A 24509-nucleotide genomic window follows, 5' to 3' on the forward strand; every position below is an offset into this window, starting at 1 on the left:
TTCCTTATATACTAATATCTAAGCGATGAATGCTTTGTGCGTCTTTAAAATTTGGATCTTTAGACTCATCTTCTTCATTTTTCTCATCATCACTAGTTTTAGCTTCTTGATTGTGTTTTTTCTTTTTTTCTTCTTGTTCGGCTTTTTCTTTGATCTCTTCTTTGATTTCATGAGTCTCATTGACTTTTTCAAGCTTGTTTAAAGTTTTTTCTTTTTCATTAAATTCAGCCATATTTAGCGTAGCTGCAAAACCTTCTTTTGCAAGCTCATTGCTTGCTTGTGTAGCTGGATAAGCCATATTCTGATTTATATAATTGATATTTCCTAAAGGGCTAACTGGCATTTTAATCCTTTGTGATATTAATACTTTTAAAATTTGTATAATTTACAAACGCCTTTTGCTGAACCTTGACAAAATTTTTTAAGGTATAATCGACCCAATACGAACCTTTCTTTAACTTAGAAAAGCTTACACAAAACCTTGCAGCAAATTCTATCACATCGAGGCTGATTTTTTGCTTGTTTGATACAATCAAAGCATGTGCGCTAGGAATATCCCTTACATGAAGCCACAAATCATCTTTTTTAGCATTTTTAAGTAAAAATTCATTGCCTTTTTCATTTTTACCCACGCAAATTTTAAACTCGTTAAAATAAAAATTTGCCACAAGATCTTCTTGTTTATGATCTTGATTTTTTTTGCTATTTTTTTTAGGTAGTAAAATTTCAAGCTCTATCTCACTCTTAGCTTGAAGCAATAATTCTTTCAAACTCAAGGTAAAATCTAACTTTTCTTTTAAATTTTGTCTTTGTATGTTTAAATTTTTAGCTTTTTGTTCTAATTTTTTAGCATTTTTATAATATAAATTAGCGCTTTGCTTAGGATTAAATTCAAGCTTAAATTCAAGCTCTTTGCCTTCAAAATCATCAAGCTTAAACTCCCTTTCATAATCTTTTAAAACACTCAAATTTGCAAACAATACATCAGCCCTTTTTCTGTATTCTAAAGCTTTTAAGAGTAAAGAATTTTCTTCATCTAAACTAGAAAAAAGTTCTTGTAAATTTTGTATTTTTTTATCCACTTGTGCAAGTTTTAAATTTTTTATTTGTTTGATTTTACTCTCATAAATGCTTGTAAATTTGCGAGAAAAATAATCTGCAAAGTCTTTAATTTCCTCAAAATTTTCATCCATTTTATAAGGCTTTAAAGACTCTAAAATCACATTAGGTTTTACAACACGATAACTTTTATCAATGTGTCTTAAAGCCTCTATGATCAAATCTTTTTCATCTGTAAGAATAACATTGGTATTTTTACCCGTAAATTCAAAATAAATTTTGCTCTCATAGCTTTTATAAGCCTTATTAGCTTTTACACTAAAACATAAAATACGATTGCCTTCAAGGACTTTAACTTCCTTTATAAAAGCATTGCTAAAATACTTTTTAAGCATAAAATCAAAAGGTGCATTATAATTTTTTGCATTAAATTTAGCTGTATAAATCGCACTCATTGCACGAGTAAGATCAAAAATAAATCTTTCTCTATCAAAGCTTAATTCCAAAATATTGTCATTGATACGCTTGATAAAATCGATTTTTTTAAACTGAGAAAAAAAAGTTTGTAATTGTAAAAGTTCTGTGTATTTCATAAAAGAAATTATAAAATATTTTGGCGAATTTTGTGGTAGAATTACATTAAAAAGGAAATTTGTGCAGCTTAATGAGCTAAATTGCGTGATTTTATGTGGTGGTAAATCTAGCCGTATGGGACAAGATAAAAGCAAATTGATTCTTAAAAATCAAAATTTAACTCAATTTCAAGTAGATAAATTTTCTAAAATTTTTAAAAATGTCTATGTGAGTGCGAAAGAAGACAAATTTGAAAACCATTTTAGCTTGATAAAAGATTCTTTAGAATTTGAAGTTTACTCTCCTATGCTTGCGCTTTACTCTATACTTTCAAATTTTAAAAATGAATTTGTTTTTGTTTTAAGTGTAGATAGTCCTAAAGTAGGTGAAAATGAACTTTTAAAAATGCTTCCTTTTTTAGAACAAAACTATAAAATAATCATAGCAAAAACCCCTTTGCATAAACATCCCCTATGTGGCTTTTATCACAGCTCTTTAGCTCAAACTTGTAAAAATTTCTTAGAAAAAAATGAACAAAAAATAGGACTTTTATTTTCTGAGATTAAAACCAAATTTGTAGAATTTGAAGATGAAGATGCTTTTTTAAATCTTAATTTTTATGAAGAATATGAAAAATTTAAAAGCAAGTTAAAATGAGAAAAATTGCTTTATTTTTAAGCTTATGCGTTTTTATATGGGCTAGTGATTTACAACAAGCTTTAGAGTATGAAAAACAAGGCGATTATAAAAAAGCTATGGAAATTTACAAAAAACTCGCTTTAAAAAATTCATCTGTTTTGATTTCTCAAGAACAAAATAACTCAAGCGAAGCAACACAAATGCAAAATTCTATCACTATAAAAAAAGAAGAAAAACAAGACTTTTCTCGCTTAGCTTTGGCTAATTATCTTGGTGAAAATGAAAGTTTTAATCCCCTTGGCATTAGCTCTTATAAGATGAATTATTTTTTACCTTTTGCTTATAGTTTTAATTCTTTAGGAGTAAATAATAATAAGAGTGAGGCGAAATTTCAACTTAGTGTTAAAAAAAGACTTTTTGAAAATTTACTAGGACTAGATGAAAAATATTATATAGCCTATACTCAAACTTCTTGGTGGCAAATTTATGAGCATTCTTCTCCTTTTAGAGAAACCAACTATCAACCAGAATTTTTTATAGATCTTCCTTTATATCTTAAAGATTATGAATTTTTTAACAATCTACGCGTAGGTATATTGCATGAAAGCAATGGCAAGGGAGATGAGAATTTACAATCTCGCTCATGGAATAGAATTTATGTATCTACTGCTATTTTATATAATAAATTTTTATTTGTTCCACGCCTTTGGTATAGAATTCCTGAAAACAAAAAAGATGATGATAATCCTGCCATCTTGCATTATATGGGAAATTTTGATGTGAATTTAGCGTATTTAAGCGATGATTATTTTATCAATCTTATGCTAAGAAACAATCTTAAATTCCACAATAACAAAGGCGCTATACAAGTTGATCTAGGATATGATATTTTAATAACGGAATTTATTGGTATGTACAATACTTTAATGGCTATGGAGAAAGCCTTATAGATTATAACAAACACTTGCAAAGACTTTCCACTGGATTTTTGATTTCTTACTAAAATATCCTTTGTAGTTTTATCATTTCTTAAAACAAATTTCATTACAATTTCATTTTTGATAATTATTATTACTATAAGGAAAGATTTGTTTTTTAAGCATATATTGAGTTTAAAAGTGCTTATAGCTTTACTATTATTCTTTGGAATGATAAGTTTATTTATAGGAGTTATCAGTATCAATGTAAAAGATATTCTTAATCTTAACTCCACTCAACTAGAAATCATAACTCTCACAAGAATTCCTAGACTTATAGCGATTTTACTCACAGGAATGAGTCTTAGTATATGCGGGCTTATCATGCAACAACTCACGCAAAATAAATTCGTTTCTCCAACTACAGCAGGAACTATGGATTGTGCTAAATTTGGCATACTTATTTCTTTAATATTTTTTGCTGGAGCGTCTTTTTTTACTCAAACTATCATTGCTTCTGTATTTGCACTTTTGGGTTCTTTTATATTTATCCAAATTTTAAGAAAAATCAAACTCAAAGATGTGATTTTTGTACCTTTGATAGGCTTGATGTTTGGAGGCATTATTAGTGCTATAACTACTTTTTTTGCCTATGCTTTAAATTATATACAAAATATCCAAGGCTGGTTACAAGGCAGTATGGCAAATGTTATGCAAGGAAATTATGAATTGCTCTACATTTCTTTGCCACTTTTTATACTTGCTTATTTTTTAGCTCACAAAATCACCATAGTTGGCATGGGCGAAGATATAGCTTTAAATCTTGGAATTTCTTATAATGGGATATTATTTTTAGGCTTGATGATTGTAAGCATTATCACTAGCTTAGTGATTGTAAGCGTTGGAATTATCCCTTTTTTAGGGCTAATTATCCCAAATTTAGTAGCTCTTTATCTAGGTGATAATCTTAGAAAAAATCTTATCTATATAGCACTTTGTGGAGCTTTGTTTTTACTTGTTTGCGATATCATTTCAAGACTTGTCATCTTTCCTTTTGAAATGCCTTTAAGTATCACTACAGGTGTTTTAGGATCTTTAATCTTTATCTTTCTTTTGCTAAAAAGGAAAGTTTATGCGTAAAAAAATGCTAATTTTAAGCTTTTTAACACTTGGTATGATAGGGATTTTTATACTTGTGGGTTTAAATGGCTTTGATGAGTATGCTTTAAAAAGTCGTTTTTTACAAATTGCGGCTATTATCATAGTAGCTATTTGTATCGCTGTTTCAACAGTGATTTTTCAAACTTTATGCAATAACAAAATTCTAACCCCTGCCATCATAGGATTAGATTCTTTATATATGTTACTTCAAAGTGCTCTTATCTTTTCTTTTGGTGCAGCTAATTTAAGTGTTTATAAAAACGATATCAATTTTTTAATCACTCTAGTTTGTATGGTGGTTTTTTCACTAGGACTTTATAAGATTTTATTTAGTAGTGATAGAAGTATTTATCTTATCATGCTTTTAGGTTTAGTTTTTGGAACACTTTTTAGCACTTTAAGCTCTTTTTTTGAAGTGCTAATCGACCCTGATGAATTCATGGTAATACAAGGAAGAATGTTTGCTAGTTTTGATAATATTGCTTTTGATGTTTTAATTCTTGCTTATATTATTAGCTTTTTAAGTTTTATATGGATTTTTCGCTATATGAAATTTTTAGATCCTTTAAATTTAGGCAAAGATTTAGCGATAAATTTAGGGATAAATTATCAAAAAATTTCAAAACAATTAATGATTATCATAGCTATTTTAACTTCTATTAGCACCGCACTTGTAGGTCCTATAACCTTTTTAGGGCTTTTGGTGGTAAATATCACTTATGAACTATTTAAAACTGCAAAGCATAGTATTTTGCTAAGCGCTTGTATACTTATTAGTATTTTGGCTTTACTTGGAGGGGTGTTTTTTGTCTCTAGAGTTTTTGATTATAATGCCACTATAAGCGTGGTTATTAATTTCTTAGGTGGGATATATTTTATCTATCTTGTATTAAAGGGTAATAAATTATGATTAAACTAAAAAATATCACCAAATTTTATGATAATAAAGTCATTATTTCAGATCTTAGCCTTGATTTTCATAAAGGCAAAATCACTTCTATAATAGGAGCCAATGGCGCTGGAAAATCCACTCTTTTAGCTCTAGCAAGTCGTTTGATAAAACCTAGTAGTGGAGAAATTTATATCGATGGAATGAATTTAAAAAATTATAAAGAGCAAATCTTAGCACAAAAAATTTCCATTCTCAAACAACAAAACAATATCAATTTAAGATTAAAAGTTGAAGAATTAGTCGCTTTTGGGCGTTTTCCGCATTCTCAAGGAAGACTTAATACAAACGATAAAATCAAAATCAATGAAGCTTTAGAATACATGGAACTTAGCAACTTAAGAAATGAATTTTTAGATACATTAAGCGGGGGACAAAAGCAAAGAGTTTTTATAGCCATGATCATCGCTCAGGATACTGAATTTATAATGTTTGATGAACCTTTGAACAATCTTGATATGAAGCATAGCGTACAAATCATGCAACTAATGAAAAATTTAGTCAAAGACTTTAACAAAAGTATAGCTGTTGTATTACATGATATTAATTTTGCTTCGATTTATTCTGATGAAATCATAGCCTTAAAAGATGGGAAGCTTTTAAAACAAGGCTCAAAAGATGAAATCATCAATCAAGAAAATTTAAAACAAATTTATGATATGGATATACCTGTAAGTCAAATTAATGGTAAGAAAATTTGTATTTATTTTTAAAAAGGAGAAAATATGAAAAAATCTTTAGTTTTTGCATTTTTTGCATTTTTTTTAAGTCTAATCTTAACAGCTTGTAATTCAAACTCAAATGAAAACAACGCAAGTTCTACAACAAAAACCAACACTGCTACGGTGAAAGTTTTGCCTATTAGTATGAGCAATGAGGGTGATAGTTTTTTAGTGAAGGATAGTCTAGGAGAAAATAAAATCCCTAAAAATCCTTCTAAGGTAGTGATCTTAGATCTTGGAATTTTAGATACTTTTGATGCTTTAAAATTAAATGATAAAGTCGTTGGCGTTCCTGCTAAAAATTTACCAAAATACCTACAACAATTTAAAAACAAACCTAGTGTAGGTGGAGTACAACAAGTTGATTTTGAAGCCATTAATGCTTTAAAACCTGATCTTATCATCATTTCTGGACGCCAAAGTAAATTTTATGACAAATTAAAAGAAATAGCTCCAACTTTATTTGTAGGTCTTGATAATGCAAATTTTTTAAGCTCTTTTGAAAACAATGTCTTAAGCGTTGCAAAACTTTATGGTTTAGAAAAAGAAGCTTTAGAAAAAATTTCAGATATTAAAAATGAAATTGAAAAAGCCAAAAGTATAGTTGATGAAGATAAAAAAGCTCTTATCATTCTTACAAATTCTAACAAAATTTCAGCCTTTGGTCCTCAATCTCGCTTTGGGATTATTCACGATGTTTTAGGGATTAACGCGGTAGATGAGAATATAAAAGTAGGCACACACGGAAAAAGTATCAATTCTGAATTTATATTAGAAAAAAATCCTGATTATATTTTTGTTGTTGATAGAAATGTCATCTTAGGCAACAAAGAACGTGCTCAAGGCATACTCGATAATGCACTTGTCGCTAAAACCAAAGCAGCGCAAAACAAAAAAATCATCTATCTTGATCCAGAATACTGGTATTTAGCAAGTGGAAATGGACTAGAGTCTTTAAAAACTATGATTTTAGAAATCAAAAACGCTGTAAAATAATATAACTTCGCAAGGGCTAGTCTCTTGCTTCGATACTTAATAAAATACTTGGGATTTTCAAGAAAGTTTTAGTGGCGGACAGAGAGGGATTTGAACCCTCGAGACCCGTTAAGATCTGCACCCTTAGCAGGGGTGTGGTTTCAGCCACTCACCCATCTGTCCAATAAAGTAAAGTATGATTATACAAAAAAATAAATAATACCTAGCTTAAAAAGCTAGGAAAAATCAAAGGCTAAGATAAGCCAAAAGCAAAGTTACAACAACCCCTACTCCAAGAACTGCAAATTGTTTACTTCTATCTTTTTTATTTGCAAACAAAGTAATCATAAGCCCTGAAATATAAAGCATAAATAAAGTAATACCAAAACCTACGCTAAGCACAGAAAAATACCAAGCACCCTTATCTTTATGAAGCATAATCATATCTCCAAGTAAAGATCTTGTTTTTAAGGTAATATTGTATTCATTAGTAGAATTTTGAGTTATATTAGCACTATAATGAGTTCCACCTATTGTTATACCTTTATCTTTACTTTTAATTATATTTGTATTAGATGGTACTTTTAAACCATTTGTTTTTAAATACTCTATTAAAGCTTCTCTTTCTTTACCACTTTCTATAACTTTTGACAATTGATACTGCTCAACTTTTAAGCCCACATCTTGATTAATACCAAAAATATACGCTATACCCGTTAAAGCAAAAAGCAAAGCACAAGGCAAAAAGAACAAACTAAGATAGATATGAACCTGTCTAAACAATTTATTTTTATTGATCATTTTAACTCCTTTTTGATTATCAAAATTTGTGATATTTTGACAAAACAAAGTGAAGCAAAAGTGAATTTTAAATAAAAAGTTTATATTTTTTAAAACAAAGAAAAGAAAAAGCCCTATGATTATAGGGCTTAAGAATTATTTTTTATCAATCACTTGATAATTATAAGGAGCAAGCTCTTTATCATGCTCTAAAAGTTCTTTTGGAGGATTGCCATTAACATCTTTTTCATCTGCATAGTAACGCTCTCCAGCTTTATGATTATTAACATCTACTTTATAATAAAGCTCTCCTGGATTAAATTTTTGAATATCTTCAAAACCTAAATTTGAAGTTTTAAAATCTTTAATTCCATTTGCCGCTGCAATTTCTACAAGTTTAGTTTGTCCCATTCTTGCCATATCAACAGCTTGCAATAACATTCTTGAAGCTTCGCGAGGATTATGAAAACCAGTTGAGTTTTCAGCATTAACAAAATCTGCTCTCATTTGAGCTTTACGATGAAGTTCTAAAACTTCTTTTAGCTCTTCGCTAATTTTTTTCGCATCAGCTTTTCCATCGCTTTGGAATTTTTCCATATTGCCTAGTTCATCACGTAGTTTTTTAGTATCCATAATCAAACTAACAATTGCATACTCTGCCGTTCTTTGATCATGCGCAACGCTATTTTGTATGTCAAGCACTTGAGCTTTTAAATAATCTTCGCTTTGTTTATGACAAGACTTGCAAGCAGAGTTAATATCTCTTAAAGGAGAGGTGATATTGTGTTGAGTAACCTTTTTAGCCCCTTCTCTAACATAAGGCATATGACAATCCACGCAACTTACTCCATTTGCAGCATGCACACCGCCACTATAAAGTTCACTTTCTGGGTGTTGAATTTTAATAATTTGTGCCCCTGTTAATTTATGAATAAAATCAGCTCCAAATACTCCACGAACTTTATCATAATAATCATCTAACATTTCAATTCTAAATGGTTGCCCTTTTTTCCACTCACTCCAAGGAAAAGTTAAAACTATACCATCGGTTTCAATCTCTTTAGCTTTATTACCATCTCTCCAAAATTCATACTCATCATAATTTTTCTGAGTTCCATTCCACCATTTTTTAGAACTATCATCTACAATAGTTTCACCCATTACTTTTACTTTTTTCCCTGTTGGTTTAAAATAGTATTCAACATGGCATTGAGAGCAAACTAAAGTTCTCATTTCTTCTCTTGTAGCTTTTACGCCTTGCACTGGATCTTTTTCATATCCTCTAGAAACTAAAGCATTAATAGCTGCTGGACGAGTAAGTCTTAAACTCATATCATTTGGATTGTGACAATCTGCACAAGTTACACCCATTCTTTTACCACCATGTGGACCTGCATGTTCAGGTGAATTTTCCACTATACCATCAACGGCTGGGATATTTTTAATCATAGTCCAATAATTTGTAGAGTTAAAAGCAGTAAAATCTCCTTTAGCAACATTTTTTATAAGCCATGGAGTCCATCCACTATGACAATTCATACAAGCTGCGGGCTGGCCTTTAAAAGCAGCAAGGCCGTGAGCATTAAGAAAATCTTTGTTGTTTCTTGCTGTTTTCATTTGATCTACTTGAACCCAAAAATGCCCTCTTTCTTCATTGAAATCAAGGCTAAAAGGATATCCTGCCCAAAGTATGGTTAATTGGGGAAAGCGAATCAATTTTGAATAAGCTAAATTACCACCAAATTCAGTAGCCTTAGGCTCTTCTTTTTCAACCGTTAAATACATTTTTAGTTGCTCTGGAAAAACCTTACCCCATTTGTCAAAATTTGGATCATCATCACTAAGCAAAGAAAAATCAGCATTTGCTGCAATGGCATTTTTATTTGCTTCATCTTCTTTTTTTTGATTGATATCATTATTTAGCCATAAAACTCCCGCTATAAGTAAAACCAAAACGACAATACCTAAGCGTAAAATATTTTTTTTCATTCATCTTCTCCTTATTAAATTCCGTGTTTATGTCCAACATCTTTATGACAAGAAGCACAATTTAATGACTTGTCTGCATGTGGATTTGTTGTAGCATTGATAGCCGTTTGAGCAAAATCTGCATGACAGCGTATGCAGTTTTCTTGCACCATTTTTCTGCTTTTTTCAGTCGCACTCAAATTTGTAGGCAACTCATCAAGTTTAAAAGTAAAAGCATAAGCATGCCCTAAACCACTTTGAGCCTTAGCTATCCACTTAGCTACAAAATTATGTGGCAAATGGCAATCCACGCAAGTTGCTCTTGGTTCGCCTTTGACTTTTTGAGAGTGTGGTCCTGCCATGTATTCGTTATAAACTTCATTCATAATATGGCAGTTATTACAAGATTCACTTGCATTGCTTAAATAAGATGTGCCCTTAGCGTTATAAAAGGTATAAAACCCAACCGCAAAGAAAACAAAAAGCAAAACAAGAAAAATAGTAAAAAGATTCGAAGTTTTCTTCAAAATTTTCCTCCTTAAAATTATCATTTCTTAAAATCTTCAATGAAACAACAATGTCACAGAATTTCCCAGAAATAAATTTTGTGATTCTAACATAGATGAATTTAATATAATTTTAAAGATATATTTACTCTTAATTAACCTAAAAAATTTAAAACTTTTATTCAATAATTTCAAAATAAATGATAAAATACAACTAAAAAAGGAAAAATTAATGCAAACAAGTCCTGATATGTTTATCAATCGCGAACTTTCTTGGCTTCGCTTTAATTCTCGTGTTTTAGACCAATGTTCTAAAAATTTACCTTTGTTAGAAAAATTAAAATTTATAGCTATATATTGCACTAATTTAGATGAATTTTATATGATACGCGTCGCAGGCTTAAAACAACTTTTTTCAGCTGGAGTTAATGCAAGCAGTAGCGATGAAATGACCCCGTTACAACAATTAAAAGCTATACGCAAATACTTACACCAAGAAAAAGAGCTTTTGGAGCGTTATTTTAATGAAATCACAAGTGAATTAGAAAAAGAAAATCTTTTCATAAAACATTATGAGAATTTAGATGAAAATTTAAAACAAAAATGTGATGAGTATTTTTTCTCCAATATTTTTCCTGTTATTGTTCCAATAGCTGTTGATGCTACTCACCCTTTTCCGCATTTAAACAACTTATCTTTTTCACTAGCGGTTAAAATTTGTGATAAAGCACATCCTGAACTTGTAAAATTTGGAATGATTAGAATTCCAAGAGTTTTACCTCGTTTTTATGAAGTAAGTGCAAATATTTATGTTCCTATAGAAAGTATAGTCCATCAACACGCAGAAGAAATTTTTCCAGGCTATAAACTCTTAGCTTCAGCAGCATTTAGAGTGACTAGAAATGCAGATATGGTAATAGAAGAGGAAGAAGCTGATGATTTTATGATGATTTTAGAACAAGGCTTAAAACTTCGCAGAAAAGGAGCTTTTGTAAGATTGCAAATTCAAAAAGATGCAGATGAGCAAATCGTAGAATTTCTTAATACTCATATGAAAATTTTTCATAAAGATGTTTATGAATATTCTATTTTACTCAATCTCCCTAGCCTTTGGCAAATCGCAGGAAATAAAACCTTTACACATCTTTTAAGCCCACTTTACACGCCTAAAACTTTACCACCTTTTGATGAGAATTTATCTATTTTTGATGCTGTAGAAAAAGAAGATATACTCATCATACAACCTTTTGAAAGTTTTGATCCAGTTTATAAATTTATTAAAGAAGCAAGCAAAGATCCTGAAGTAATTTCCATAAGAATGACACTTTATAGAGTTGAAAAAAATTCCAATATAGTTCAAGCTTTAATTGATGCTGCAAGCGATGGAAAACAAGTAACTGTGATGGTAGAATTAAAAGCACGCTTTGATGAAGAAAACAATCTTCATTGGGCGAAAGCTTTAGAAAATGCCGGAGCTCATGTTGTTTATGGCATTACAGGTTTTAAAGTCCACGCTAAGGTTTCTCAAGTCATACGCAAACAAGGAGATAAACTTAAATTTTATATGCATTTAAGTACGGGAAATTATAATGCAAGCAGTGCTAAAATCTATACTGATGTGAGTTATTTTACAAGCAAAGCAGAATTTGCAAGAGATACGACAAGCTTTTTTCACATCTTATCGGGCTTTAGTAAAAATCGTCGCCTTCAAACTCTTTCAATGAGCCCAAATCAAATCAAAGAAAAAGTTTTAGAAATGATACGCATTGAAACAAGCAAGAAAAATGAAGGTGTCATTGTAGCTAAAATGAATTCTCTTGTGGATAGTGATATCATACAAGCGCTTTATGAAGCAAGTATGGAAGGAGTGCAAATCGATCTTATCATACGCGGAATTTGTTGCTTAAAACCTGATGAAGAATACAGCAAAAACATACGCGTTAGAAGCATCATAGGAAAATACTTAGAACATGCTAGAGTATTTTATTTTAAACATAGTGAGCCAAATTATTTTATATCGAGTGCAGATTGGATGCCAAGAAATTTAGAACGCCGTTTAGAACTTATGACTCCTATATATGATGAAAGAAGCAAAGCTAAATTAGCTCAATTTTTACGCTTGCAACTTAGTGATAATGTTTTAGCTTATAAGCTTAAAAATAATGGAGAATATGAAAAAATTCCTTCTTCTGAAAAAATCATAGATTCTCAACAAACCTTAGAAGAATATGTAAGTAAAATTTATAAAACACTTAAAAAAGATACAGATCAAAGTCGTGCAACGCACTTAGCTTCCAAACTTTTCAAAGAAAACTAAAAGTTTTTAGGGTTTTTTACTCTAAAGACTTATTTACTTGTTTGTTATAAAAAAGGGCTTTAAGATAAAGCCCTAGGAGATTTCCCATAGAAATAAACAATTATTTCTAAACTATAAAAAGATTTAGAAATGATTTTTAAGATTAAAATTTATACTTAAGTCCTACTTGACCACTTAAGTAAGTTTCATTTTTATTATCTACTTTACCTGCTAGTATTTGTTTAGCACCAAAGCCAAGATTCATACTGAGTTGATTTGTAAAATCTACATTACCCCCTACGATAATTTGTCCGTATGTTTTTTTCTTGTTGTTAGCTTCTACACTAGTAAAGAAAGCATTATTTACAGCTAGGTTAGCTGTGTAATCATCACCACTATTGATAACAAATTGTTCTATTTTTGGAGTTACAAAAATATAAGAGTTTTCATTCATATATTTTCTAAATTCAGCACCCACTTCAATACTTACAGAATTGTTTTTCATAGAATCAATATCTTTAGCAATAGCACCATTTTCTGTATGAGATGGAGTATAACTAAAATAATAATTTACTCCCGCAAAAGGTTTAATAAATAAAGTATTATCACTAAAGTCAAACACACGACCTGCATTAGCACTAAGTCCTAAGAATTTACTTGTATAATCTGAGTTATATGCACCATCTATTTGAACATTGTCTTGTTTAGTTGGAGAAACTTGAGCATAAGCTTTAAGATTAAGTTCCCATTGTGGAGCTATATTGATAGTAGAATACATACCTAATTGGAAGTTATCACTTTTTTGTTCTAGATTATTGTCTTTGATTTTAGCATTTGCATAAGTAAAATAAACACTCCATAAAACATCATCATTAGCTTGTTTATCTACACCTATAGTAGCACCATACATTGCACCACTATCTCCATCGATAATGTTAGCACCACCAAAAGCATTAGCCCAAACACTATTGGTATATTCATTTACATAGCTTGGTCTCATATCGCTATCTAAAGCAGCAAATTTAAGGCCATTCATTTTAGAAGCATAAGTTCCAAAAGGATTGTTTAACATTGCTACACGAGAACCTATAGAAACATCATTAGAAATATTCATAGTGGTATTTACTGCACTAGAAGCTGAATTTAGATTAGATACAGATTTACCTGTATTGTCTGTATCTTTTTTGATATCTAAAGCTAGTTTTACACCTTCTCTACTTGCTAAATCTGCTCCTATACTTCCTAATTGTTCTGTGATAGAACGAAGTGCTAGGATAGAAGCTTTATCATTAGAGTTAAGATTTCAATTTGAATTTTTATTTACTAAATCAATGTATTTTTCATCATCGATTTTACCGCCGTTTTTCTCAGCTTCTTCTAACATTGTTTGAAGTTCAGTTTTTTGTTTTTCAAGAGCTTCTTTGGCTTTTGCCCATTCTTCATCTTGATCGGAATCAAATTCATTTTCAAGCAATTTATCGATAGTATCTATATCTACTTGAAGTTGAACTAGCTTATCTTTAGCCGCTGCAGTAGCACCTCCATTGATCACTAAGCATTTATTGCCACCGCAGTTTTGAACGCTAAGTTTATAATCTACTAAGCCTTTTTCTCCATCGCCGTATTTATCTTCATCGCTAATATCTATTATAGTTCCTGCTTCCAAAGGATCTTTGCCTTGAACATCGGTTGAGATATAATCACTTGCGAATTTTAAAAGTAATGCACCCGCGTTATTATTTGATTTTTCTTCTAAGATATCTTTGTTAAAATCTTTAGCTTGAACTATTACTACATTATTTGCTTCTAAGTCTGTATAAGAGCGTTTCATAAGTCCAAAATTTGAATTTGTAAGATTTGCAGCTCCATTTACCTTAACAAAATTTCCATAAGTAGCAAAAAGAGTTTTATCGGCAGTAAAATTTCCATTTATAGTTAAACTACCATTAGCACTTTTTCCTTCAACTGTTCCATTATAAAGAATTATACCCGAGCCTTTTTTCATCCTCGGTAATGGCTTCATCTAATGAACTAGTCATAGTTAAATCTCCATTAATCACCGAAGGTGCAAAAGCTTGTAAAACTATATCTGTTGTTTTAACCTCTTTAGCAGTAGCGTTTAGATTTGTTACATAAGCAGGATGTTCGCTATTATTGTGTTTAAAGCTTAAAGTATTGTTTTTGCCGATACCAATGTTAAATCGATAATCAGCGCTATCATAATCATCGTTTGGTAAATCCCAAACACTCATTTTGATACTTAAATCTTGCCCTTTGTAATTATCAGGATTTTTGAGATTGATATCCTTACCATTTTCTTCAAAATAATTTCCTATATCTGAAGACTCTGTAAGATTGATTTCTTGCGCAAAAGCACCTGAATAAAGCAAAGTTGCTACACCTAAGCTTAGCAATATCTTGCTCGAAGCATTTTTCTTCATAAGTTTCTCCTTCAATAAATTTAAACTGAAGGAAAATTATACCCCCCCCCCTAAAAATAAGCTTAAAAATAAAACTATAAATTTTTAATGAAAAATTATAAAACTTAATATATCAAAGTTTTAAGGGTAATAAATCGATCTTAACTTCATATAAAAAATTCTAAAAATTTGAAATAAACTTATGATTTACTTAAAATTAGCGTGATGGTGGAAGCGAGGGGAATCGAACCCCTGTCCAAAAATAATCCCACAAAGACCTCTACATGCTTAGCAAAGATGACTACTTCACCCTACTTCGCTCATCTTCCAAAACTCAAAAGCAAGGCTAAGACTTTATTTCACCTCAACGCTTGTCAAACGCAAGGCTACACTATCAAAGATGACCGAAAATTAAGCTAGATAGTATGACTTAAATTTCAGGCTCAACTGAACTTACGCAGCTTTAGCGTAAGCAGGAGCGAATTTAACGTTGTTTGCGTTTAATTTTATTTGGGCTTTTTACGCTTTGCCCAAAGCGACATGCCATCTAAGCAGACTTACTCCTGTCGAAGCCAAGTCGCTCCCTTATTTAGAAATAATATTTGGAACATTAACAATTAAAGGATTAAAAACCGCTAAAACAGAATCATCATTTTCATATGAACGACAATATTTTTCAAACTGATCACTCATCAAAAGCATCCAATCCGTAAATTCATCACTAGCAGGCCCATTAAAGCGATTTGCTTGCGCCATCATCTCTTCACAAAATACACAAAAATCAGTCACTTCTTCAAGATTTAAGCGTCTTGCTGCCCAAGCGGTATTGTGTGCTAAAGTTTCAAGCTCTTTTATGGCTTCTTTATAACGCACGCTATCGCTTCCAAGCTTGATGATTAAAGGTTCAAACCTATCGCACATGGTTCTAAAAAATTGTAAAAATTTTTCTATATCGTCAATTTCATAATCTAATTCTAATTTTGTTAAAATTCCCATTTTTAAACCATAATCATTAAAGTTTAATATAAATTCTAGCAAATTTTAGCTAAAATCTTATTTTAATTTTTCCAAAATATAAGCAAAGATATGGATAGAATAGTAGAAATAGAAAAATACTCCTTTGATGAAACTTATGAAACTTCATTGCGTCCTTCAAATTTTGATGGTTATATAGGTCAAGAAAGCATTAAAAAAAATTTAAATATCTTTATAGCTGCAGCCAAAAAACGCAATGAATGTTTAGATCATATACTTTTTAGTGGTCCTGCAGGACTTGGAAAAACAACACTAGCTAATATCATCTCCTATGAAATGGGTGCAAATATCAAAACAACCGCCGCTCCTATGATAGAAAAAAGCGGGGATTTAGCCGCTATTTTAACCAATCTTAGCGAAGGGGATATACTTTTTATTGATGAAATTCATCGCTTAAGCCCTGCTATCGAAGAAGTGCTTTACCCTGCAATGGAGGATTACCGCCTTGATATTATCATAGGTAGTGGTCCAGCTGCTCAAACCATAAAAATCGATTTACCAAAATTTACTCTTATAGGAGCTACAACGCGTGCAGGTATGCTTAGTAATCCTTTGCGAGATCGTTTTGGTATGCAATTTAGATTAGAATTTTACAAAGATAGCGAACTTGCTCTCATCTTGCAAAAAGCAGCTTTAAAACTTAATAAAACTTGCGAAGAAAAAGCCGCACTTGAGATCGCTAAAAGAAGTCGTTCAACCCCTAGAATAGCTCTAAGGCTTTTAAAAAGGGTAAGAGATTTTGCTGATGTTAATGATGAAGAGATTATCACAGAAAAAAGGGCTAATGAGGCCTTAAATTCTTTAGGAGTGAATGAGCTTGGTTTTGATGCGATGGATTTAAGATATCTTGAACTTTTAACCGCTGCCAAACAAAAACCTATCGGACTTGCAAGCATTGCTGCGGCTTTAAGTGAAGATGAAAATACCATAGAAGATGTAATCGAGCCTTATTTACTAGCTAATGGCTATATAGAACGCACTGCAAAAGGGCGTATAGCAAGTGCAAAAAGTTATAGTGCTTTAAAACTAAACTATGAAAAAACTTTATTTGAGGAGTAAATTTTGCAAAATGGAAAATTCTTTCTTATAAGCTTTATTTTAGTTATTTTATTTCTTTTACTTTACCTTTTTAAAGGTTTTTTACTTGTAATTATCATAGCTAGTTTAATGGCGGTAGCTACCTCAAACATCAATGCAAAATTTTTAAATCTTACTAAAGGACATAAATTTTTAGCTTCCATTCTTACAACAGCTTGTATGGTTTTGCTTTTCTTTGCACCTTTTGTTTATGCTATGATAGAACTTGCCAAAGCTTTAAAGAATTTTGATATTAATTTAGTTACACAAACACTTGATTATGTCAAAAACTATCAATTCACCTTGCCTGAAAGCTTTAATTTTTTAGAACCTAAAATTAAAGAATTTTTAGCTTCTATAGATTTAAATAGTATTTCTAAACAAATTCTAAGTTATGCTTCAAGTTTTACAAAATCAGGAGCTAAATTTCTTATAGATATGGTTTTAATTTGTGTGTTTTATTTCTTTGCAAATCTATATGGAACAGAACTTGTTATCTATCTTAAATCCATCATTCCTATTGATAAAAAAGAACTCGATGATGTTTTAAGCGAAGTGGGTAATGTTATGGCTGTTGTGCTTTACTCTATGGTAATTGTAGCAATATTTCAAGGTGCACTTTTTGGTTTAATCACAATATTTTATGGTTATGATGGAATTTTAATGGGAGTAATTTTTGCTGTAAGTTCTCTCATACCTGCTATAGGAGGAGCTTTAATTTATGTGCCTGTAAGTCTTTATGAATTTGCCTCAAACAATCTTAACTCAGCTCTTGTTATTTTTATTTATTCTGTAATTGTAATTTCTTTTATAGCAGATACTTTAATCAAACCTTTAATCATCAAATGGATCAACAAAAAACTTGTAAAAACTCCCACTAAAATCAACGAACTTTTAATTTTCTTGGCCATGATAGCAGGAATTTCAACCTTTGGTTTTTGGGGTATTATACTAGGTCCTGCGATTTTAACTTTTTTTGTATCAACTTTAAGAATGTATGTGATTTTAAAAGATAAGAATTTAATTTAACTTGCCTTAAAAAAGGCAAGTTTTATGTTCTAGGCTTTTGGGCCTATCATTTTAGTAGGATCAACAAATTTATTGAAATCTTCTTCGCTAACCAAACCAAGCTCCATTGCGCTTTCTTTTAAAGAAATACCTTTTTTATGGGCATTTTTGGCTACTTTAGCAGCGTTTTCATAACCTATGTATGGGTTTAGAGCGGTAACTAGCATTAAAGAATTATGAAGATTATGATCGATTTTTGCACGATTTGGTTCTATGCCTACAGCACAATGGATATTGAATGAATGCATAGAATCAGCTAACAAATCAAGACTTTGCAAGAAATTATAAATAATCACAGGCTTAAACACATTAAGTTCAAAATTTCCTTGACTTGCTGCAAATCCGATAGCTGCATCATTTCCCATCACTTGTACAGCAACCATAGTAACAGCTTCACACTGGGTAGGATTTACCTTACCTGGCATAATCGAACTTCCTGGCTCATTTTCAGGGATGATAAGCTCACCAAGACCGCATCTTGGGCCTGAAGCTAACCATCTTATATCATTTGCAATTTTCATTAAATTTGCAGCCAAACCCTTCATAGCTCCATGAGTAAAATTGATCGCATCATGACTTGTTAAAGCATGAAATTTATTTGGACTTGAAACAAATTTCGTACCTATAAGTTGAGTTAGCTCTTCACTTACTTTTTGGCTTAATTCTGGATGCGCATTAAGCCCTGTTCCTACTGCGGTTCCTCCTATGGCAAGTTCTCTTAAAGTTGGTAAAGAAGCGATGATTTGCTCTTTTGAATGCAAAAGCATAGAAAGATATCCACTAAATTCTTGTGCTAGAGTAAGTGGAGTAGCATCTTGTAAATGCGTGCGTCCTATCTTGATAATACTATCAAATTCTTTTACTTTTTTTTCAAAAGTTGCAATAAGCTCATCAAGCGCAGGGATAAGCTTTTTCTCTACTTGCTCAACCGCAACGATACTCATAGCTGTTGGAAAAGTATCATTTGAACTTTGACTCATATTAACATGATCATTTGGATGTACAAGCTTTTCTTTGCGAAAATCCCCGCCCATGATTTCAGTGGCACGATTTGCAATAACTTCATTCATATTCATATTGCTTTGTGTGCCTGAACCTGTTTGCCAAATCGCAAGTGGAAAATTATCATCAAATTTACCTGCGATAATCTCATCGCAAGCTTGAACTATAGCATTTTTCTTAGCATCATCAAGTTTGCCAAGTTTGTTATTGACCAAAGCTAAAGATTTTTTAAGATTTGCAAAAGCATAGATTAAAACCTTTGGCATTTTCTCGCAACCGATTTTGAAATTTTCAAAACTTCTTTCAGTTTGAGCTCCCCAATATTTGTCATTTGGGACCTTAACTTCACCCATGGTATCATGTTCAACTCTGTATTCCATAATTTTTTCCTTTGATTAAAATTTTATTTATTATAAGCTAAAAAAATAAATACTTTCAAAAACGTTTTCCTACTGAACTCATTAAATGCAATTCATAGGCATTATGAGAAAATCTATTCATTAACATAAACTGCCAAAATACATTGTTTTTATATAAAAATTCTGAATTAAAACCTTGACTTAAAATATTATCTTTTAATTTATATTTTTGAATAAAAGTAATAGGAAAATCAACAAAACTAGCCTTATTTTCTAAAGTTCTTCCATAAATTCTTTTTTCAAAAATTACAAAAGTAGAAAAAGAAGCTTGATAATCATCTTGCTCTATATTTTTAGCAAGATTAAAACCTAAATTTACATTTATGCTATGATGTTTTAAACTTTCATAATTTTTAGCAAAAGGACTTTTATTTTCTTTAAAATCTTCTTGATAAAAAAAACTATGTGTAAAATACATTAAAGGATTAAAAATAAAATCTTGACCTAAAATAATATCTTTAGTTACACCAAGCTGGGCTGAAGTTTGCAATGTTTTATATTTGCCTTCAATTGGCCGCTCTACTACAAAACGATTAAGAGTATTAAATCCTACACCTATACCTAATCCACTTAATATTTTTATAAAATCTAAATCATGGTTATAATTAAGCAATAAATCCATGTTATAACTCTTCAAATCACTACCATTATTAAAATTAAATTTAGCGCTAGAAAGAGATAAAGCATAAGCTAAAAAGCCTGATGAGAAATTTTCTCCTAAAGAGATATTAGCACCTGTTTTTTGACCTGAAAAATCTTTATCTTTATAGTATTTATAACTTGGAGTAAGATGCCAAAAATATTCTTCATTGCTAAAAATTCTAGGTAAATAAGTACTAGCAAGTAAGATATTATTGTTTTGTGCAAAATTATTAATATTAAGAGGATGAAGGGTAAATAACATATTATTTTGCATTAAATTAGATTGATTATGATTACTAAAAGTGCTTAAATACCCTGAACCTTCTATTCTATTTAATTTAGTCTTTACATCTATTCCATTATCTAAAGAAGCAAAAAATTCCTGATAAGTCTGACTCAAGTCTGCCCTAGATCGCAATTGTCTTAAAGCATTTCCCAAGCTTGTATTAGGAATTTCGTAAGCATTTGGCTTTAAATTAGGTTTTATTAAGGTTTTATTAATACTCACTAAATCATCACTTAAAACAAAATCAAAATTTAAAGCATAGGTATTTTGTATCAAAACATGATTAAAAGATGATAAACTTTTTTCCAAATCTCCTAAATTAATTTTCACTGGCTTATTTAAGATATAGTATTTAGGTAAAGGAATATATTCTAAATTCCCGCTCCTAATATCATAAGTTTTTGCAATCAGTTTAGAATTTTTATAATTACCAAAATCAAGTTGTAATTTAGAGTCAACTCCTTCTTGAGTATAAGTTCCTTGCACGGTTAAATCATTCAAATCTTCATTTCCAGGTCTAACTATGCCTTTATTGTTTAAATTTTGCCCTACAATACCATTACCGCTTAGTATTGCTTTTTGTTCTACATAAGCATTATTTTTAACTTTTCCTTTAAGCTTTAATTCTCCTTGTTTGATTAAAGTTGCACCCTCATAAGTATTTTGACCACTGATAATCAAAATACCTTCACCTTCTTTAGATAATCCTATGTTAAGATTAGCTAAATGTGTAGGTTTATTAATAGCACTTGATAAATGAGTACTTTCATCCCATTTTCTTTGACTAATATCATTAGAAAATTCAGCATCATAACCTGCAGTGTTTATAGTATAATAAGCTGTATTAGGTTCTTGCTCATATTTTAATACATCCTGATCACTGAGTCTGTTTGCATCTAAAATACTCAGTCCTTTTAACGCCTTTTGTGCATCTAAAATTCCTTGTCCAAATAATTCTTCTTTCTCAACTCTAACTACTCCATTAATAGAACTAATAGTAGAAGTATTAAGTTTTTGTGACTGCGCACTATCTCTATTATCCCAAATATAATCACTATAATCAATCCATTGTCCATTAACTTGAACTTGTATTCCATTGTAAAGCTGTTTTAAATCCCGTTTTATTTCATCTTCTATCCTAGGTGGATCTTGCGAAATATACACAATAAGAAATTTAGGTTGATTTGTTCCATCGGTTACTTGTTTAACAGTAAATTTTGGAGCCTTATAATTTTTATTTGCTGTACTTAACAGTATATCAGCAATTTGCTTACCATCCAAAAAGGGGAAATTTTGCTTGACCAGTGCCGCTGTTCCACTTACCATAGGTGCTGCCATAGAAGTTCCACTTTTTTTTGTAAACTTATCATTAGTGCTTGAATCAACATTATTAATATTTACTCCAGCAGCAACTAAAGAAAAATTCGTAGCTCCCTTAAAACCATTACTAAAATCAGCCAAACCTTGACTTTTAATTATTAAAGTCCCATCTGATTCTAAAGTAATCTCATTTGCATCCAAAGCTCCAACAGCCAACCAAGCTCTTAAAGATTCATCATAACTTGGTAAAATCGCATGCAAAGCAGGGCTAAGAATTCCTTCATTACCAGCAGCAAATACATTTAATACTCCCTTGTCCTTGCTAAGCCTCATCATATCATTAGCAACCTTATCTGCTTTCATAACATATTCCAAAGGAGTATTACAGATATTATAGCTTGTCCCTTGATTAGTTTGAGTACAATCTACTAATCCAGAATTTGAAGCCTTAAGATTAAAATAAGGATAAAAATTAATACCCCAGCTATTATTAATAATACTCACATCTTTGAAAAAATTATAAATATCAGGAATTTGAGTGTAAGAGCCATTTGGAAACACCCCAGCTCCATAAAATTTTGCCCCATAAGCCACTCCATAAGGTTTGCTATCGCCTATCTTTGCTCCAACAGCTATACCTGCTACATGACTTCCGTGTGTTGATTTTTTCAAATCAGGTATAAGCTGTTTCCCAGCTGTATCAGTAGGATAAGTAGACTTTAAAATCTTATCCTTTAAACTAATATGATCTTGATTAAAAGCATCATCGGCTACACCTATTATAATAGTATCTCCACTATACCCTAGCTTATGTACTTTATCAATATGATGAAGTTCAAATTCGCTTAAAGCAAAAAGTTTACAAACTAAAGTTAAACAAAAAAATTTTTTCATTTCTATTCTACCGTTACGCTTTTAGCCAAATTTCTTGGCATATCCACATCATTGCCAAGTCTTATGGAAATTTCCATCGCCAAAAGTTGAGTAATGACCATCATTTCAAAAAATTCACACATATAATGATCTTGCTCATTGGTTTTTATAAAATCATCACTTAAATCAAATTCTAAAGGTGAAATGCTAAGCACTGTAGAATCCCTAGCAATAAGCTCTTCAACATTTGATTTTGTTTTTTCATAAAGCATGTGCTTTGGCATTAAAGCTATAGTATAAAGCTTAGAATCAGCCAAAGCAATAGGGCCATGTTTCATCTCTCCTGCAGGATAACCCTCAGCGTGAAGATAAGATAATTCTTTAAGTTTCAAAGCTCCTTCTAAAGCCAAAGGATAAAACACATCTCTGCCTATAAAGAAAAAGCCATGTCCATCTAAATAACGCTTGGATAAACGATGAATTTTTTCATGTAAAGCCTGTTTTACACTCACGCAATTTGGAGTATGCAAAAGTGCTTTAATTTCAGCAGAAACATTTAAATTTCTTTTTTGTGCCATAAAAATAGCAAGCATCCAAAGTGTTAAAACCTGAGTAGCAAAAGCTTTAGTTGAAGCAACTCCTTTTTCTATGCCCGCACGAGTTAAAAGACTTAGATGTGCTAAACGCACTATATTAGAATTATCCACATTGCAAATTGCAAAAGTCTTAGCACCCTGCTCTTTTGCAATCTTTAAAGCCTCTAAAGTGTCTGCTGTTTCTCCACTTTGAGAAATAACGATAAATAAAGAATCTTTTTTTATAATTGCTTCACGGTATCGAAATTCACTTGCAATTTCTACTTTAGCTTTAACTTTAGCAATTCTTTCAAACAAATAAGCACTTGCCATTGCAGCATGATAGCTTGTTCCACAAGCACAAAGCGTGATTTCATCTACTTGACTTAAATCTTCATTGTTTAGCTCATCAAAAACGACTTCATCGCCTTGAATACGCCCCATTAAAACTTCACTCATCACGCGACTTTGTTCATAAATTTCTTTTTCCATAAAAAAACGAAAGCCGTCTTTTTTTGCATAAGCCTTATCGCCTGAAAGCTTAGAAAAACAAAGTGACTTTAAAATATCATTTTCATAAACGACAAGCTCATCTTTACTCGCGTATCCCAAGCTTAAATCTTCAAGATACATTACCTCATCACAACTTCCTATCAAAGGCGCATCACCTGAAGAAAAATACCATTCTTTATTTGCATTTTTACCGATAATCAAAGGAGCAGCATTTTTTGCAAAATACACATGATTGGGATCTTTTTTTGTTACTAACAAAGTAGCAAAAGCACCGCGAAGTTCTTTGATGGTTTTTTGCCAAGCTTCAAAAACTCCCAAATTTCTTGCATATAATTCAAAAAGCTGGACAATAACTTCTGTATCGGTTTGACTTAAAAAACTCACGCCTTCTTTTTCAAGTTTATCTTTGATTTCTTTATAATTTTCTATAATACCATTGTGAATCACACAAGAATACTGTCCTAAATGAGGATGTGCGTTGATTTCAGTAGGCTTACCATGAGTTGCCCATCTTGTATGACCTATAGCAAAACCATAACCTTGACTTTCAAAATCCGTGCATTTATTCGCCAAATTTTCAAGCTTTCCTACAGCTTTAAAAAAACTGAGCTCTCCTTCTTGCATCACTGCCATACCCGCACTATCATAGCCACGATATTCCAATTCTTTAAGTCCATTTAGTATAATTTGTTTTTTTTCATTATTTCCTATATAACCTACGATTCCACACATTT

General features: G+C 31.0%; 20 protein-coding genes, 1 tRNA gene, 1 other RNA gene and 1 pseudogene. 9 read left to right on the forward strand and 14 right to left on the reverse strand.

All coding sequences use genetic code 11. The features are described from left to right. Window positions 1–4: 4 nt before the first annotated feature. Window positions 5–343 carry a hypothetical protein gene (locus OT390_RS06835; RefSeq protein ID WP_002852397.1) on the reverse strand — a complete coding sequence of 113 codons (339 nt, stop codon included), beginning with the start codon at window positions 341–343 and terminating at the stop codon, window positions 5–7. A gap of 1 nt (window position 344) precedes the next feature. Beyond that, on the reverse strand, window positions 345–1652 hold the full coding sequence (locus tag OT390_RS06840; RefSeq protein WP_002888101.1) for an NFACT family protein: 1308 nt from the start codon (window positions 1650–1652) through the stop codon (window positions 345–347). 61 nt (window positions 1653–1713) lie between these two features. Here OT390_RS06840 and OT390_RS06845 point away from each other — a divergent pair, with 61 nt between their 5' ends. The 6 genes and pseudogenes from OT390_RS06845 (at window position 1714) to ceuB (ending at window position 7016) form a co-directional block, all read left to right on the forward strand. After that, on the forward strand, window positions 1714–2289 hold the full coding sequence (locus OT390_RS06845) for a molybdenum cofactor guanylyltransferase (RefSeq protein ID WP_002867312.1): 576 nt from the start codon (window positions 1714–1716) through the stop codon (window positions 2287–2289). Then, window positions 2286–3274 (forward strand): annotated as a pseudogene (locus OT390_RS06850) (phospholipase A). The gene OT390_RS06845 and the pseudogene OT390_RS06850 overlap by 4 nt, the downstream one beginning before the upstream one ends. 85 nt (window positions 3275–3359) lie before the next feature. Beyond that, on the forward strand, window positions 3360–4328 hold the full coding sequence (locus OT390_RS06855) for an ABC transporter permease (RefSeq protein WP_002874446.1): 969 nt from the start codon (window positions 3360–3362) through the stop codon (window positions 4326–4328). Then, window positions 4321–5259, forward strand: a complete 939-nt coding sequence (locus tag OT390_RS06860; RefSeq protein WP_002867309.1) for an iron chelate uptake ABC transporter family permease subunit — start codon at window positions 4321–4323, stop codon at window positions 5257–5259. The genes OT390_RS06855 and OT390_RS06860 overlap by 8 nt, the downstream gene beginning before the upstream one ends. Then, complete coding sequence (locus OT390_RS06865) at window positions 5256–6011, forward strand: ABC transporter ATP-binding protein (protein WP_002896069.1); 756 nt, start codon at window positions 5256–5258, stop codon at window positions 6009–6011. Before OT390_RS06860 ends, OT390_RS06865 begins: the two co-directional genes overlap by 4 nt. A 12-nt stretch (window positions 6012–6023) precedes the next feature. After that, window positions 6024–7016 (forward strand): enterochelin ABC transporter substrate-binding protein CeuB, encoded by a 993-nt coding sequence (gene ceuB, locus OT390_RS06870; RefSeq protein WP_032586806.1) that lies wholly within the window; start codon window positions 6024–6026, stop codon window positions 7014–7016. A 72-nt stretch (window positions 7017–7088) separates the two neighbouring features. Here ceuB and OT390_RS06875 read toward each other — a convergent pair. From OT390_RS06875 to nrfH, 4 genes are all read right to left on the reverse strand, one after another. Continuing rightward, window positions 7089–7178 (reverse strand) — tRNA-Ser (locus OT390_RS06875). Window positions 7179–7241: 63 nt separating this feature from the next. Next, a complete protein-coding gene (locus OT390_RS06880; protein ID WP_002855904.1) occupies window positions 7242–7796 on the reverse strand; it encodes a membrane protein in 555 nt (184 codons plus the stop codon). A gap of 135 nt (window positions 7797–7931) precedes the next feature. Then, complete coding sequence (locus tag OT390_RS06885; protein ID WP_394535989.1) at window positions 7932–9764, reverse strand: ammonia-forming cytochrome c nitrite reductase subunit c552; 1833 nt, start codon at window positions 9762–9764, stop codon at window positions 7932–7934. A 14-nt stretch (window positions 9765–9778) separates the two neighbouring features. Then, window positions 9779–10294: a cytochrome c nitrite reductase small subunit gene (nrfH, locus tag OT390_RS06890; RefSeq protein WP_010891930.1), complete on the reverse strand. Its 516-nt coding sequence runs from the start codon at window positions 10292–10294 to the stop codon at window positions 9779–9781. Window positions 10295–10481: 187 nt separating this feature from the next. Here nrfH and OT390_RS06895 point away from each other — a divergent pair, with 187 nt between their 5' ends. Beyond that, on the forward strand, window positions 10482–12566 hold the full coding sequence (locus tag OT390_RS06895) for an RNA degradosome polyphosphate kinase (RefSeq protein ID WP_032586811.1): 2085 nt from the start codon (window positions 10482–10484) through the stop codon (window positions 12564–12566). 142 nt (window positions 12567–12708) lie between these two features. Here the strand turns inward: OT390_RS06895 and OT390_RS06900 are convergent, their stop codons facing one another. The 5 genes from OT390_RS06900 to OT390_RS06920 all read right to left on the reverse strand — a co-directional run bounded on the left by OT390_RS06900 (window position 12709) and on the right by OT390_RS06920 (window position 15961). Further along, window positions 12709–13659: an autotransporter outer membrane beta-barrel domain-containing protein gene (locus tag OT390_RS06900; protein WP_032586813.1), complete on the reverse strand. Its 951-nt coding sequence runs from the start codon at window positions 13657–13659 to the stop codon at window positions 12709–12711. 189 nt (window positions 13660–13848) lie between these two features. Next, complete coding sequence (locus OT390_RS06905; protein ID WP_002902430.1) at window positions 13849–14550, reverse strand: hypothetical protein; 702 nt, start codon at window positions 14548–14550, stop codon at window positions 13849–13851. Further along, window positions 14519–14986 (reverse strand): hypothetical protein, encoded by a 468-nt coding sequence (locus tag OT390_RS06910; protein WP_002860417.1) that lies wholly within the window; start codon window positions 14984–14986, stop codon window positions 14519–14521. The genes OT390_RS06905 and OT390_RS06910 overlap by 32 nt, the downstream gene beginning before the upstream one ends. A 205-nt stretch (window positions 14987–15191) precedes the next feature. Next, window positions 15192–15550: a transfer-messenger RNA gene (gene ssrA, locus OT390_RS06915) on the reverse strand. Next, window positions 15551–15961 (reverse strand): hypothetical protein, encoded by a 411-nt coding sequence (locus OT390_RS06920; protein ID WP_002783915.1) that lies wholly within the window; start codon window positions 15959–15961, stop codon window positions 15551–15553. 90 nt (window positions 15962–16051) lie between these two features. On the opposite strand from OT390_RS06920, the gene ruvB reads away from it, so the two are divergent. Continuing rightward, window positions 16052–17059 carry a Holliday junction branch migration DNA helicase RuvB gene (gene ruvB, locus OT390_RS06925; protein WP_002859650.1) on the forward strand — a complete coding sequence of 336 codons (1008 nt, stop codon included), beginning with the start codon at window positions 16052–16054 and terminating at the stop codon, window positions 17057–17059. 3 nt (window positions 17060–17062) lie between these two features. After that, complete coding sequence (locus tag OT390_RS06930; protein WP_002859651.1) at window positions 17063–18106, forward strand: AI-2E family transporter; 1044 nt, start codon at window positions 17063–17065, stop codon at window positions 18104–18106. Between the two features lie 29 nt (window positions 18107–18135). Here OT390_RS06930 and fumC read toward each other — a convergent pair whose 3' ends face one another. Genes fumC through glmS form a run of 3 tightly spaced genes read right to left on the reverse strand, consistent with a single transcriptional unit; the run spans window position 18136 to window position 24507 of the window. After that, window positions 18136–19527: a class II fumarate hydratase gene (fumC, locus tag OT390_RS06935; RefSeq protein WP_002859652.1), complete on the reverse strand. Its 1392-nt coding sequence runs from the start codon at window positions 19525–19527 to the stop codon at window positions 18136–18138. A 55-nt stretch (window positions 19528–19582) separates the two neighbouring features. Next, window positions 19583–22708: a S8 family serine peptidase gene (locus tag OT390_RS06940; protein ID WP_052806430.1), complete on the reverse strand. Its 3126-nt coding sequence runs from the start codon at window positions 22706–22708 to the stop codon at window positions 19583–19585. 2 nt (window positions 22709–22710) lie between these two features. Next, window positions 22711–24507 carry a glutamine--fructose-6-phosphate transaminase (isomerizing) gene (gene glmS / locus OT390_RS06945; protein ID WP_002869562.1) on the reverse strand — a complete coding sequence of 599 codons (1797 nt, stop codon included), beginning with the start codon at window positions 24505–24507 and terminating at the stop codon, window positions 22711–22713. Window positions 24508–24509 lie beyond the last annotated feature (2 nt).

It is taken from the genome of Campylobacter sp. CFSAN122748 (assembly GCF_045277125.1).
Lineage (GTDB): Bacteria > Campylobacterota > Campylobacteria > Campylobacterales > Campylobacteraceae > Campylobacter_D > Campylobacter_D jejuni.